This window comes from Desulfosporosinus sp. Sb-LF, from assembly GCF_004766055.1.
Classification (GTDB): domain Bacteria; phylum Bacillota; class Desulfitobacteriia; order Desulfitobacteriales; family Desulfitobacteriaceae; genus Desulfosporosinus.
Genome location: NZ_SPQR01000002.1, coordinates 396,360 through 410,763 on the forward strand (window position 1 = coordinate 396,360; position 14,404 = coordinate 410,763).

The following is a 14,404-nucleotide window of genomic DNA, read 5'->3' on the forward strand; positions in this document are numbered from 1 at the left end:
GGGACAAAACGATGCAAACATATGGTATGCGGTGGGTTACCCTGGATAATATCCAAGAAGCTAGAATGTCCTTGAAACGAATTGGCTCTGATCCCGGCGGAATTGTACAGATGGCTGGGAAAGCATTAGGGCGTGCGATAAAATTAGAGCAAGTTCCATTGCGTGTAGCCCACATTCTTAAGCAGGAGATGTTGTCGCTTGGCGGAGATGCTGCTGTACACCGAGACGTGATTACTAATAGCGTCGTTACCACCGATGTGATGTTACTCGGCACGGTTCGTCAACTAGAACATCTTGCGGCTAAGGTATTAGCCCAACCTTTTGGATTAAAGGAGATCGGGTATGAACTTAAGCAGTTGCTTATGACTCTTGAACCGTCAAAGACCCGTATCTTGAATTGTAGGGGTATGGAGCTAACCCTTGGGGAACGCACTCTGGTCATGGGGATTCTAAATGTAACCCCAGATTCATTCTCTGATGGTGGAAGATACACTAATATTGAAGATGCAGTCGCTCAAGCGGAACGCATGGTCGAAGAAGGCGCGGATATTTTGGACATTGGAGCGGAATCAACTCGACCTAATCACGAAAGAGTGAGTGCCGAGGAAGAATGGCTTCGTTTAGAACCAGTATTAAAAATTCTTGTAGATCAGGTAAAGGTCCCTATCTCAATTGATACCTATAAGGCGAGTGTTGCGGCCAAAGCGCTTGCGGCGGGTGCTCATTTGATTAACGATATATGGGGATTGCAGAAAGACCCGGATATGGCTAAGGTCGTTGGGGATTATCAGGCCCCTGTAATCGTAATGCATAATCAAGATGGAACGTCCTATCATCATCTGATGGGAGATATGTTAGCCTTTTTAAGGCATAGTATTGAACTTGCAGAAACCCATGGATTAACCGGGGATCAAATTATTATAGATCCTGGAGTCGGATTTGGAAAAACAACGGAGCAAAACCTTGAGGTTATGGCCCGATTGGCAGAACTTAAAACACTTGGACATCCGGTGCTACTGGCGACTTCTCGCAAATCCATGATTGGAAAGGCATTAAATCTAAAGGTGGATGAGCGCTTAGAGGCAACAATTGCGACGAGTGTTCTAGGGGTTGTTGCGGGGGTTGACATGATAAGAGTCCATGATGTCCAGGCAAACCGCAGGGCAGTGCTAATGGCAGATGCTATCGTGCGGGGACAAAGAGGGGTTAATTATGATGGAGCATGATGTCATTCACCTACGCGGGCTGGAGTTTTATGCTTTCCATGGCGTAATGCCAGAAGAACACGTTTTAGGACAAATATTTATAATTGATATGGACCTCCTTTTCAATTTACGCAAGGCTGGTTCTTCGGATCAAGTGGAGGATACGATTCACTACGGGGAGGTCTATCAAGTTATAAAGGCTTGTGTTACCGAGGGCAGACATCAATTGATAGAGCACCTTGCAGAGGAAATAGCGCAATGTGTATTGAAGCAGTTTGCGTGCATGTCTGTACGGGTAGAGGTACATAAACCACAGGCTCCGATTCCAGGGATTTTCAGAGATGTCTCGGTGGAGATTTGGCGTGAAGTAGGCGATAAATTATGAAGGCCTTTTTAGGGCTAGGTAGTAATATGGGAGATCGAGCCAATTATCTTGGAGAGGCCATCTCTGCCTTGATCCGCCCGACAATTTCGGTCGAGGCCGTTTCACAGATCTATGAAACTGAACCTTGGGGTGTCATTGATCAACCGCTCTACTGGAATCAGGTTATTGAGATAGAGACAACTCTTGAGCCGATTGAGCTTCTTCATGTTTGTCAGAATATTGAACTTCGCTTGGGACGAGAACGCATGGAACACTGGGGTCCGAGGACCATTGACATAGACATCCTTATTTACGATAATAGAGTCAGTGAGTCTGAAGAATTAAGGTTGCCCCATCCGTATCTAGAAGTGCGGGCCTTTGTACTTGCCCCTTTGCGGGAAATTGCGCCGAAACTCATATTACCATCGGGAAGAGCTATTACTGAGGTGTCGGGAGATGGAAAGGTTCATCCTCTTACCACCTGAGAACTACAAGAAACTCACCTGTTTTCAGACAATATCGGAAGAGTTGTACTGGTTTGGGGTGTTTATCTCTGTCTCAATAGTTGCTTTTATAGTAGAGACACAAGAGGGGTTTAAAAGAAGAACTTTACAAAGAGAGAAAACTAAATAGAAACCGAAAACAATAACCGCTTGGATCTTAAGGACCGAGACGGAGGTAAAGAATGAAGTACCTTCATACTCGTGAGGGTATTTTTTATTTTTAGATAATGAATAAATCTACAGCCGTGACATCGAAACGCATTTGGCTAACATCTCTTTTAGAGGTAGTAATTTTTTATTGGAATTATAAAATGCAATCAGGCATGGGAATTGGAAGGAGGTGGCGAGATGAAATTTGGGATCATTGGAACGGGAATTGTAGGGACAGCTCTAGCAGTTCGATTAGAAGAAGCGGGGCATGAATGTATAGGAGTCCATACCCGAAGTCGGCTCTCATATGAGCGATTTTGCGGTTATTTGAGGAAAGAGCATCTCCCTCTAGAAACGCTCGTTCCTGCCGCAGATGTTTTGTTTATTACAACACAAGATGGGATGATTCGCTCGATTGCAGAGACTCTGAGTGCAAATGCGCCTATAAAGCCTGGACAAGTTTGGATTCACTGTTCTGGCTCACTCCCTTCAGACATTTTACGGATTAAGGAAAATTTGCCTGTACATTGTCTTTCGTTGCATCCTCTCCAGGCATTTGCGAGCGTGGAGAAGGCTTTGGATATTCTTTCAGGAACGCATTTCGGGATTGAAGGTGATGTCGAGGAATTAGGAGAGGGAATCGTTAAGGATTTAGGTGGGGTAGCCCATCATATTTTGGCCTCCCAGAAGTCGCTCTATCATGCAGGAGCAGTGGTAGCCTCAAACTATTTGGTCGTTCTTGCATCGTTGGCAGTAGAACTTTTTGCAGAAGCAGGGATTCTAAGTGAGGATGCCTTGGCTTCCTTGTTGCCGCTAATGAGAGGAACACTCTTTAATCTGGAACAGGTGGGACTGCCCCAGGCCTTGACAGGGCCGATTGCGCGAGGAGACGCTCAAGTTGTGCAAGGCCACTTGGCTCACATGCCACGCAAACTAGTGGAGATATATCAGGCCTTAGGCTTGAAGGCTTTAGAGTTGGGAGAAGGTAAGAAAGCGCTGCAGGGGCTGACATATCCGTCTGAGGAGCTGAGCTTGCTGAAATCCCTACTTATGAAAGAGTAGAGTATGAGCTTTGTAGATAAAAGGGGAAAGGTGAGATAGACGTGAAGAGAACATCGCTGATTTCGGAACTACGTGAAATAATAGCACAGGAAAAGGGTCGAGGGCGTCAGATTGCACTCGTTCCGACCATGGGATACTTGCATCGCGGGCATCTTAGCTTAATTGAGCAGGCTAAACAGACTGGAGCCTTCATCGTGTTAAGTATTTTTGTCAATCCATTGCAGTTTGGCCCAAACGAAGATTATTCTCGTTACCCCAGGGATTTGGAGCGGGATGCCCGTTTAGTGGAAGAGGCTGGAGTAGATGCGCTTTTTCATCCAACTACTGAGGAGATGTACCCGCGCCCCATGGTTACTTATGTCGAGGTAGGACAGTTGGACTCGATGCTCTGCGGAGCAAATCGGCCTGGACATTTCCGTGGAGTGGCTACAGTTGTAAGTAAGTTGTTTCATATTGTTCAACCAGACCTAGCCTTTTTTGGACAGAAGGATTATCAGCAATATCTGATTATCCAGAGAATGGTGAGCGATTTAAATCTTCCAGTCAAGGTTTGTCCAGTTTCGATTGTTCGAGAAGAAGATGGTTTGGCTTTAAGCTCGCGCAATGTCTTCTTAACTCCGGAACAGCGTATGGAAGCCGTGATTTTATCCAAGAGCCTTAACGAGGCAGAAAGACTTATTCAAGCGGGGGGCCAATCAACGAGGGAAATTGAGAAATTACTACGAGAAAGAATTACCCGTGAGAGTCAGGGTGTCATTGATTACGTTGAAGTCAGGGATGCGGAAGACTTGTCAGAAGTAACCGATATTATACGGCCAGTGGTTATGGCCTTAGCGGTTAGATTTGGGTCAACCCGGTTGATTGATAATAAAGTAGTGGAGGTGTAACCCCTTGTTTAGGATGATGATGAAATCCAAACTTCATAGGGCAACCGTGACACAAGCAAATCTCCAGTATGTGGGAAGTATCACGATTGATACCGAGCTGATGGAAAACGCAGATATTTTGCCTAATGAGAAGGTTCAGGTTGTGAACAACAACAATGGGGCAAGGTTTGAAACTTACGTTATTCCCGGAGAGCGGAACTCAGGGGTGATCTGTCTTAATGGGGCCGCTGCTCGTCAGGTGCAGGTAGGGGACCAAGTCATTATTATTTCATATGCAATGCTCACGGATGAAGAAGCACATCAGTATAATCCTAAAGTTGTTTTTGTCGATGATGAAAACCACCCAACAAAGATTGCAACGGAAGAAATTCATGGACAAAAATCTTGACGCGATGTGTTAGAATGACTCGGTTTTCTTAAAGAGGATTCTGGCAATTTAGAAAGGTGGCGAACCTATGACTCATAAGATTGACGAAGAGATGTTACAGACTTTAGCAGGAGAGGTTAAAGCACTAAAAAAAGAACGTAAAGCAGTTATCTTAGCTCATTATTATCAGAGACCAGAAGTTCAGGATATTGCTGATTTTGTCGGAGATTCCTTGCAACTGAGTCAACAGGCGGCCAAAACAGACGCCGAAGTTATTGTGTTTTGCGGCGTACATTTTATGGCTGAAAGTGCTGCCATTTTATCACCAGACAAAGTGGTCCTGTTGCCTGAGCTGAACGCGGGTTGCCCTATGGCAGACATGGTTGATGCTGAAGCTCTGCGTGCTTACAAAAAGAGGATTCCAGGAGTTCGGATAGTCTGTTATGTTAATTCTTCTGCCGAGGTTAAGGCAGAGAGCGATATCTGCTGCACTTCCTCTAACGCGGTAAAGGTGATACAGTCCTTACAGGGAGATGATATTCTATTTATTCCGGATGAAAACCTTGGCCGTTATGCCGCAAAAATCCTTGGACGCTCACTTCAATTATGGCCTGGGTACTGTAAAACTCATGATCGATTGACGAAAGAAGATATTCTCAAAGCCAGAAAAGAGCATCCGTTAGCAAAGGTCATCGTACACCCGGAATGTCGCGAAGATATTTGCCAGGAAGCCGATTATATAGGGTCTACAGCAGGATTAATTACGTATGCTCAGAACTCAGAAAATAAAGAATTTATTGTAGGTACGGAGTCTGGAATTTTACATCGGCTCCATCAGGTTTGCCCAGATAAAGAATTCTATCTTGCTTCAGAACGTTTGGTCTGTCCGAATATGAAATCAACAACATTAGCTAAAGTAAGGGATGCACTTAAAACCCTCTCTCCTCGTATTACGGTGAAAGAGGAAATACGTGTTAGAGCCAAAGAGGCTCTAGACCGAATGCTTGCCTTGTAAGCAGCAGAAGGGCAGGGGATGGGCACGTTGAGACGTTATTTATACCCTTGGGCCAAATCGGGAGTGAAGGTCTTTGATTCGGACGTACTTGTTTTGGGAAGCGGTATTGCCGGTTTGTATACGGCAATTAAAGCAAGTGAGCAATTTCAAGTGACCGTACTTACGAAAAAAAAGATTGAAGAAAGCAATACTGAGCATGCGCAGGGTGGGATTGCGGTAGCTATTGATGAAGCAGACTCTCCGACTTTGCATTTTGAGGACACATTACGGGCAGGCGCCGGGCTCTGTGACCCCTCAATCGTAAGGATTCTGGTTGAAGAGGGGCCTACTTGTGTTAAAGAACTCATGGACATAGGCGCTCAATTTGATCGCCAGAATGGGCAACTTGCACTCACGCGTGAAGGCGCCCATAGCCAGAGGAGAATACTGCACGCGCAGGGAGATGCCACTGGCTGGGAAATTGAACGAGCTTTGGTGGCCAGAGTGAAAGAAAGTCCTAATGTCACTGTCCGAGAAGGTCGTTTTGTGGTTGATCTGTTAGAGAATGGTAATGGAGATATCGTAGGAGCGTTGGTTCTTAACGAGGAAACAGGAGAGTTGGAAGGTCACTTAGCAAGTGCAGTGGTTCTAGCAACCGGAGGTTTAGGGCAAGTTTATCGTTTTACGACGAATCCCAGTGTTGCAACAGGGGATGGAATCGCGGCCGCTTGGCGTGCTGGAGCAGATTTAATGGATATGGAATTTGTGCAATTTCACCCCACAACGTTATTAATTGCCAATGCACCCCGTTTTCTCATATCTGAAGCGGTGCGTGGAGAAGGTGCTTTTTTAATTAATGCTGCTGGGAAACGTTTTATGGAAAATGTACCAGGGAAAGAACTTGCTCCGCGTGATATTGTCGCTCGGGCCATCTGGAAGGAAATGAACGATGGTCTAGTGTATTTGGATTTTCGTCCTATTGGGAAGGAGTGCATATTAGAACGATTTCCTACCATATATCAAACTTGTTTAAAGTACGGAATTAATGTATTGACGACCCCCGTACCAGTTGCCCCAGCTGCTCACTATATGATGGGTGGAGTTGCCACAAACTCCTATGGAGAAACAAGCGTTAGACATCTTTATGCTGCTGGGGAGTGCGCCTGTAATGCGGTACACGGTGCAAATCGCCTAGCAAGTAACTCCTTGCTGGATGGATTGGTTTTCGGGTCACGCATTGTGGAAAGAATAAGGGATAAGTTCCAAGCAACACGTCCTTCTTGGGAGGAAGTTGTCGGCCCTGAAGGAGGCGTGGGGGATACAGGAATTGGAATTATTGGAGCTAGGAAACAGTTGAATGATCAAAGTTTGCGAAACCAAATCCAAAATTTGATGTGGGACAATGTGGGTATTTTGCGGAATGAGGCGGGCCTTAAGATGGCTGCAGAGTTATTGTTAGCCTGGGAGCAAGATAATTTTTTCATCAGTGGTGTGGATGACCTTGAAACAGCTAACATGTTGACAGCGGGGGTGGTTATAGCAAAGGCCGCTTTCAAACGTCAGGAGAGCAGAGGTGGGCATTTCCGATCTGATTATCCGTTGAGGCTTGATGGACTCTGGAGAAAGCACTCTTTGCAATGTATGGAGGGATATTATGTACGCTACGTTCCAGTTTCAGGAACTGATTGATCAGGCATTGAAAGAAGATATTGGGACGGGGGACCTTAGTACCAGGATTTTTCCGGAAAACTTGACTGGGTTGGCCAAACTTTATGCTAAACAAGAAGGTGTGGTTGCTGGTCTAGTGCTGGTCGAGGGGGTTTTTGGGCGTATCGATCCTCGGATTCAGGTCAATAGGTTGGTCAAAGACGGAGATACAGTGAAAGTCGGAGAAGGTGTACTAGAGCTGGCTGGTCCCTTTTGTAGTATATTGCAGGGAGAGCGGACGGCGTTGAATTTCTTGCAGCATCTCTCTGGAATCGCCACAGCAACAAAACGAGCCGTTGATCTGGTAGAAGGGCTTCCGGTTAGGATTGTGGATACGCGAAAGACTCTTCCGGGATGGCGTTCATTACAGAAATATGCGGTCAGAGTCGGTGGTGGACAGAATCATCGATTTGGGCTGTATGATGCGGTGATGTTAAAGGATAATCATCTTGCCGCAGCGGGTGGATTAACGGAGGCGGTTGAACGAATCAGAGCTCAAGTTGGGCATATGACGAAGATTGAGGTTGAGTGTGAGACGATCGAACAGGTGAAAGAAGCGATATTTTGTGGTGTCGATGTGATTATGCTCGACAACATGGAAATAGAAGAAATGCGGGAAGCAGTACGGTATATCGATAAGCGAACAATCGTTGAAGCATCGGGGGGAATGGGGGAAGAACGCCTTCGTGCCGTGGCTGAGACGGGGGTTGACCTAATTTCGATTGGTGCTTTGACCCATTCGGTTAAGGCTTTAGACTTTAGTCTTGATCTGGGTGAGATCAAAGCTACGACTAGGAAGAATTGGGAAAGAGGAATTTAAATGGTACGTCATGACATCCTTAATCTCCTCGTCGCAGCGCAGGCTGAAGAATACGTGTCTGGCGAAAGGGTTAGTCAACATTTAAATGTTACGCGGGCAGCCATTTGGAAACAGATTAAGGTTCTGAGAGAAGAAGGTTTTGTAATTGAGGCGCAGACGAAAAATGGTTACCGCTTATTACAGACTCCCTTCGCCTTAAATGAGTGGGTTTTAAAGCAGGTGTTGACCACAGCATCCCTAGGATGCAAGATCAACCTTGAGGACGAGTTGGAATCTACAAACGATCGAGCTAAAGAGCTCGCTTGCCAAAGCGGAATTCATGGACAAGTTGTTCTAGCAAAATGTCAGAACGCAGGGAGAGGAAGGTTACAGAGACAGTGGGAATCCCCGAGAGGTGGTCTCTGGATGTCCGTGGTACTTCGGCCCAATTTGTCATTGGCAGATGCCTCAAAAATTACCCTAGCGGCAAGTGTTGCTATTGTCGATGCGCTAGATGAGCTCTTTAAGTTGCGTGTCGGAATTAAGTGGCCTAATGACCTTGTTTTCAATGGACAAAAAATAGCCGGTATTCTTGGGGAAGTCGTGGGAGAGTGGAATGCTGTTCGAACTTTGGTTCTTGGAATGGGAATTAACGTCAATTTCCCTCGTGAACAATTGAGTGCATCCCTGAACGCAACGACTCTTCAAGAAATTATGGGGTATGAAGTTGATTTGAACAAGGTCGCCGCTACAATCCTAAAAAATTTGGAAAACGAATTAGCGTATATCGAAGGTAAAGAGTTCGAGAGGCTGAGATTGAGTTGGTCGGAAAAGGCGGTTGGTTTGGGCGAAGAAGTAAGAGTTTTACGGGGTGAGCATGTGTTCGATGGTACTTTCAAGGGAATCTCCATCGATGGAGCGTTACTTCTTGAGACGGAGGATGGAGAAAAAAGCTTTTCTGCGGGAGAAGTCCAACTTCGTTCCAAAATGACAGAGTATTTCTAGGCTTAGGATAGCCATGTAAGGCAAGGTTTCTTTTTACGCCTCTCTTGGAGTGGATTGAAAGGCATCAGATTCTATTGTAAACTATAATATAAGATATAGGTTTACAATAGAAGGAGGAGTTGAGTTGAAAACAAGGAAAATGGCAATGACGTCCGTAATGGCAGCACTGATGTGTTTGGCGGGGATGTTAATTCACTGGGTTTCACCTGGGTTGGTTCCCTTTAGTGTTTTACCGGTATTAGTCTTTATGTCCGGTATCATTCTTGGCGCCGAGTATGCAGCTATGGCTATGTTGGTGTATTTGGTTTTGGGGCTTTTTGGGCTGCCTGTCTTTTCGTCCGCTCCGTTTGGAGGGTTAGGTTATATTTTAAAGCCCACTTTTGGATTTCTACTGGGCAATGTAGTGGCTGCTTATGTAGTGGGGCGAGTATATCGTGAAGGAAGTCTTCGGTCGGCGATTGTCGGCGTACTGTTGGGGCTTGTGGCCTTGTATCTCTGTGGCTTAACCTATCTTTATGTAATTTTACACTGGATGTTACACCGTCCGACTAGCATTGCTGGTGTTCTGATGATCGGTTTTGTTCCCTTTATTTTGGGGGATCTTATGAAAGCCGGAGTTGCCGTCTGGATCGGTCAGGAAGTGGTTCGTCGGCGTCAAAGCGCCTAAAGGACACTCACTTAGTCAAAAGGAGAGTTATTATGATTCTATTATTTGACGTTGGTAATACGAATATTGTATTGGGAGTTTATAATGAGCGAGCCCTTACTCATCATTGGCGGGTGTCCACGGATAAATCCCGAACTATGGATGAGTATGCAGTGGTTATCAAAAATTTATTCGATTTTAATAGGTTATCCTTACAAGAAATAAGTGCGGTCGTTATTTCTTCAGTAGTTCCTCCGGTGATGCCAACATTGGAAGCTCTTACCCGAAAGTACTTTGGCGTAGAACCTCTGGTTGTGGGACCTGGTATCAAAACTGGGATGCCCATTGTCTATGATAACCCTAGAGAAGTTGGTGCTGACCGCATTGTGAATGCCGTGGCCGCATATACTAAATACGGAGGACCACTTGTCATAGTGGATTTCGGAACAGCAACGACATTTTGTGTAGTATCGAAACGCGGAGAATATTTAGGTGGAGCAATTGCTCCCGGAATAGGGATTTCGACAGAAGCACTGTTTCAGAGGGCATCGAAGTTACCACGTATCGAAATGGTTAAGCCTACTTCAGTCATCGCTAAGAATACAGTGGCAGGAATGCAATCGGGAATTTACTATGGCTTCACCGGTCAGGTTGACGGTATTGTTAAACGTATGAAAGCGGAAATGGGATCGGAGACCAAAGTGATTGCAACCGGCGGATTAGCGGAAATGATCTCTCAAGAATCAGAAACGATCGAAATGGTCGATCCATTCTTGACACTCGAGGGACTTTTGTTAATCTATGAACGTAATCAGAAATAGTAACTATGAGGAATTAAACAATGAAATTAGGGCAGTATGAATTAGAAGTTCCTGTATTTTTGGCTCCTCTAGCCGGTGTGACGGATAAAGCGTTTCGTGAAACGGTCTGCGCTGTAGGTGGAAAGTACGTATGGACAGAAATGATTAGTGATAAGGCATTAACTTATCAAAACTCAAGGACTTTAAAAATGTTGGATTTGCAAGGGGAAACTGAACCTAGAATTGTACAACTTTTTGGTTCAGAACCTGAGACAATGGCACGAGCGGCTCTCTTAGCCATAGAATGTAGTGCTAATGTCATCGATATTAATATGGGATGTCCTGCGCCGAAAATTGTAAAAAATGGCGAAGGATCTGCGCTACTCAGAGATCTACCTCGCGCGCGGGAGATTGCTTCAGCTGTCGTTAGAGCTGTTGATGTACCGGTAACGGTAAAAATCCGTCTTGGTTGGAACGATGATGAGATTGTGGCTATTGAACTGGCCAAACTCCTTGAATCCGTGGGAGTCCAAATGCTAACGGTTCACGGGCGTACTCGCGAACAATTTTACTCAGGTAATGCCGATTGGGATTGGATCCGAAGAGTGAAGAGGGAAGTAGACATACCAGTCATTGGGAACGGGGATGTTTTAAAACCTGAAGATGCCAGCAGATTGATTGAGCAAACGGGATGTGACGGGGTCATGATTGGACGTGGAACTCTTGGAAATCCATGGCTCATTCCGCGAACCCAACATTTTCTAAAACATGGCATCCTATTGCCCGAACCGCCTATCGAGGAACGCATACAGGTTGCGTTGCAGCATTTTGATCGCGTATTGAATTATAAGGGTGAGAGAATCGGACTCAACGAAATGCGAAAACATGCAGTGTGGTATATCAAAGGGGTTAGGAAGGCAGCTCAATTGCGGGATGAGATCATGCAAACAAAGTCATCGGAAGAAATGCGAGTGATCTTCAGTCGAATTCTGCAATAACGAGAATAGTTTCTGTCGAAAAAAGAAAAAATACCAGAGCATTACTCGTTAAGGGGAAGAGTAGCATCCTTGACAATATTTTGCATGGTCCTTATAATAACGAGTAATGTCATGGAGGAATCTTTTAAGGAGTTCCTAGATTTAAAGGAAGTACGCATACAAGGTCTTTGAAGCGCGAGTGACTATTTGACGTACAATGCGTAGGACGAGAAAAGGGAGCGAGAGAAATATGGCTGAAAAGGAAGTCATTCTAACTTTAGAAGGACTCAAGAAACTTGAGGAAGAGTTGGAACTATCAAAGACAGTAAAGCGGCGGGAAGTGGCCGAACGTATTAAGCAAGCTATTGACTTTGGAGATATTAGTGAAAACTCAGAGTACGATGATGCCAAGAACGATCAGGCCTTCATCGAAGGACGGATTATTACTCTCGAGAAAATGTTGCGAAATGCGCGAGTTATTGATGACTATGAGGGAACAGATGTCGTGGCATTAGGCGCAAAAGTACGCTTAAAGGATATTGATTTTGGAGATGAAGAGGAGTACTTCATTGTTGGTTCGGCTGAGGCAGACCCAGGAACAAATAAGATTTCTAATGAATCGCCTGTAGGAAAGGCGGTACTGGGGCAACCTAAAGGATCTATGGTTGAAGTCAATGTTCCTGCAGGAATTTTACACTATCAGATATTGGATATTAAGTAAGAATAGTTAAGGCATTTTATAGATTTACTTTGAGGTTTGAGTCATTGTTTAGCAAATGAGTTTATTTGAAGTGCAGTGTTTCTGTTGCGGTTTAACCACGTACAGATGCTGCACTTTGTTTATTGACTAGGTGTCTGCCATAAAAAGGAAGAAAATATCTCTTATCTTGATCCTTCTTGTTTAGTAACGCCAAAGTTTGGTAAAATTGATAAGATGAGAATAAATCGTGGGGGAATTAAGAATGGATAATACTAACGATCTCTGGCGGATTCGGCTTGAAAAGCTTGATTTGATTCGCCAAGCCGATATTGAACCCTATGCTGATCGCTATACACGTACACATAAAGCGCTTGATATTTTAGAGCACTTTGAAGAACTAGAAGGTCAGGATGTCAGTATTGCCGGGCGGATCATGAGTAAGCGTGATCAAGGGAAAGTTATCTTTATGCACGTCCAAGACTTTAGCGGCCGTATCCAGACATATACCCGAGTGGATGAATTGGGCCAGTCCCTTTTTGATTTAATTACAAAATTTGATGTTGGAGATATCGTAGGAGTAGAAGGAAAAGTTTTCCGGACAAGACGGGGAGAAATATCCGTTCATGCCCGTCTTGTAAAATTACTTTCCAAGGCAATGCGCCCGCTGCCCGAGAAGTTCCATGGACTGACGAATGTAGAAACCCGTTATCGTCAACGATATTTGGATTTGGTGATGAATCCAGATGTTCGCCAAGTGTTTGTGGTACGTAGTAAAATTATTCGGTTCATGAGAGAATTCTTAGAGCAGCGGGAATTCCTCGAAGTTGAGACGCCAACACTTCATACGATTCCTGGTGGAGCAGCAGCACGTCCATTCACTACGCACCACAACGCTCTCGATATTGACCTCTATCTAAGGATTGCCCTCGAATTACCGTTGAAACGGCTTATTGTGGGTGGATTCGAGAAGGTATTTGAAATCGGAAGAACCTTCCGGAATGAGGGAATTTCGATAAAACATAACCCGGAATTCACAATGATGGAGCTCTATCAAGCATACGCAAATTACGAAGATATTATGGAACTGACAGAAGAGATGATTGCTTATATCGTACAAAAAGTACATGGCACTTTAGAAATTACTTATCAGGGACAGATGCTTCAATTTCAGACCCCATGGCGTCGTCTACCAATGTTAGAGGGTATCTTAGAGTATTCGGGAGTCGATTTCAGTAACGTCATAACTGACGAACAAGCACGGAGTATTGCTCAAGAGAAAGGCATCCATATCGAAGTGGGTGCATCTAGAGGTAAAATAATTAACGAGTTCTTTGAAAAATTTGTTGAACCTAATTTGATACAACCGACATTTATCACCGGACATCCTGTCGAAATTTCCCCGTTGGCTAAGCGTAACGCAGCTCAACCAGAATATACGGATCGCTTTGAGGCCTTCATATTTGGCCGTGAACTTGCAAATGCGTTTTCTGAGTTAAACGACCCCATTGATCAGAGACAACGTTTTGAGGCACAGGCTGCTGAACGGGCTAAAGGGGATGATGAGGCTCATATTCTGGATGAGGACTTCGTTCAGGCGTTAGAGTATGGACTTCCCCCTACGGGCGGACTGGGAATTGGGATTGACCGTTTGGTCATGTTCTTAACGGATTCCGCGTCCATACGGGATGTTATTCTCTTCCCAACTATGCGACCGAGAGATGAAAGTGTGCAAGAAGATATTGAAGAATAGCTTTAGAGAAGATCTAAGGTTTAAAGGCTGACCCAACTAATTGGGCCAGCCTTTGTTTGGAAGTGGATGGCCTAGCATCGTGAGCACAGTAAAGTATAGTGAGATTATTAATATTTCGGGAATTGACGATATTCATTGAAAAAATGAGCATCATGAAGAATAAAAGACGATATAAACTATTAAACTAGTAACATGGCGTGTAGAGGTACTTGAACAATTGCTAATAGTCATGGTATGATAATCCTCGTTCACTTGACCAAGTAGAATTACTAGAACTCAACGTGAAGGTCTAACGGGTTCGCTTAAAAAATTAGCCATTGACAGTGCTAGGTAATAATGCTAAAATATAAATCTAGCCCACACGGCTAAGAAAACAAATGGTCTTTGAAAACTAAACAACAAGGACAGCCAATGAGAGAAACTCGCAAGAGTTTCAAAGAAACAATGAGCAAGTCATCATCTTCTTCAATACAGAAGTTGAAATAACT

At 44.6% G+C, this 14,404-nt stretch carries 15 protein-coding genes; all 15 read left to right on the forward strand.

Going from position 1 to position 14,404, the window contains the following annotated elements; translation table 11 throughout:
* The first annotated feature begins 11 nt into the window (after positions 1-11).
* Entirely contained in the window at positions 12-1,226 is a 1,215-nt protein-coding gene (gene folP, locus E4K68_RS04705) for a dihydropteroate synthase (protein ID WP_135377585.1), read from the forward strand.
* The gene (folB, locus tag E4K68_RS04710) at positions 1,213-1,590 is read left to right on the forward strand and encodes a dihydroneopterin aldolase (RefSeq protein ID WP_199241685.1); all 378 of its coding nucleotides are present in this window, start codon (positions 1,213-1,215) and stop codon (positions 1,588-1,590) included. The genes folP and folB overlap by 14 nt, the downstream gene beginning before the upstream one ends.
* Complete coding sequence (folK, locus tag E4K68_RS04715) at positions 1,587-2,054, forward strand: 2-amino-4-hydroxy-6-hydroxymethyldihydropteridine diphosphokinase (RefSeq protein ID WP_135377587.1); 468 nt, start codon at positions 1,587-1,589, stop codon at positions 2,052-2,054. Before folB ends, folK begins: the two co-directional genes overlap by 4 nt.
* Positions 2,055-2,420: 366 nt before the next feature.
* Complete coding sequence (locus E4K68_RS04720) at positions 2,421-3,284, forward strand: DUF2520 domain-containing protein (protein ID WP_135377589.1); 864 nt, start codon at positions 2,421-2,423, stop codon at positions 3,282-3,284.
* Between the two features lie 41 nt (positions 3,285-3,325).
* Positions 3,326-4,171: a pantoate--beta-alanine ligase gene (gene panC, locus E4K68_RS04725; protein WP_135377591.1), complete on the forward strand. Its 846-nt coding sequence runs from the start codon at positions 3,326-3,328 to the stop codon at positions 4,169-4,171.
* Positions 4,172-4,175: 4 nt separating this feature from the next.
* The gene (gene panD / locus E4K68_RS04730) at positions 4,176-4,559 is read left to right on the forward strand and encodes an aspartate 1-decarboxylase (protein WP_135377593.1); all 384 of its coding nucleotides are present in this window, start codon (positions 4,176-4,178) and stop codon (positions 4,557-4,559) included.
* Between the two features lie 67 nt (positions 4,560-4,626).
* Positions 4,627-5,553, forward strand: a complete 927-nt coding sequence (gene nadA / locus E4K68_RS04735; protein ID WP_135377595.1) for a quinolinate synthase NadA — start codon at positions 4,627-4,629, stop codon at positions 5,551-5,553.
* Between the two features lie 18 nt (positions 5,554-5,571).
* Positions 5,572-7,221 carry an L-aspartate oxidase gene (gene nadB, locus E4K68_RS04740; RefSeq protein ID WP_199241686.1) on the forward strand — a complete coding sequence of 550 codons (1,650 nt, stop codon included), beginning with the start codon at positions 5,572-5,574 and terminating at the stop codon, positions 7,219-7,221.
* Entirely contained in the window at positions 7,187-8,059 is an 873-nt protein-coding gene (gene nadC / locus E4K68_RS04745; RefSeq protein WP_135377599.1) for a carboxylating nicotinate-nucleotide diphosphorylase, read from the forward strand. The genes nadB and nadC overlap by 35 nt, the downstream gene beginning before the upstream one ends.
* Positions 8,060-9,043 carry a biotin--[acetyl-CoA-carboxylase] ligase gene (locus E4K68_RS04750; protein ID WP_135377601.1) on the forward strand — a complete coding sequence of 328 codons (984 nt, stop codon included), beginning with the start codon at positions 8,060-8,062 and terminating at the stop codon, positions 9,041-9,043.
* Positions 9,044-9,167: 124 nt separating this feature from the next.
* Complete coding sequence (locus E4K68_RS04755; protein WP_135377603.1) at positions 9,168-9,710, forward strand: biotin transporter BioY; 543 nt, start codon at positions 9,168-9,170, stop codon at positions 9,708-9,710.
* 32 nt (positions 9,711-9,742) lie between these two features.
* A complete protein-coding gene (locus E4K68_RS04760) occupies positions 9,743-10,510 on the forward strand; it encodes a type III pantothenate kinase (protein WP_135377605.1) in 768 nt (255 codons plus the stop codon).
* A gap of 20 nt (positions 10,511-10,530) precedes the next feature.
* Positions 10,531-11,487, forward strand: a complete 957-nt coding sequence (dusB, locus tag E4K68_RS04765) for a tRNA dihydrouridine synthase DusB (protein ID WP_135377607.1) — start codon at positions 10,531-10,533, stop codon at positions 11,485-11,487.
* A 229-nt stretch (positions 11,488-11,716) separates the two neighbouring features.
* Positions 11,717-12,187 carry a transcription elongation factor GreA gene (gene greA, locus E4K68_RS04770; RefSeq protein ID WP_135377609.1) on the forward strand — a complete coding sequence of 157 codons (471 nt, stop codon included), beginning with the start codon at positions 11,717-11,719 and terminating at the stop codon, positions 12,185-12,187.
* 241 nt (positions 12,188-12,428) lie between these two features.
* Positions 12,429-13,916 (forward strand): lysine--tRNA ligase, encoded by a 1,488-nt coding sequence (gene lysS / locus E4K68_RS04775; protein WP_135377611.1) that lies wholly within the window; start codon positions 12,429-12,431, stop codon positions 13,914-13,916.
* Positions 13,917-14,404: the final 488 nt, after the last annotated feature.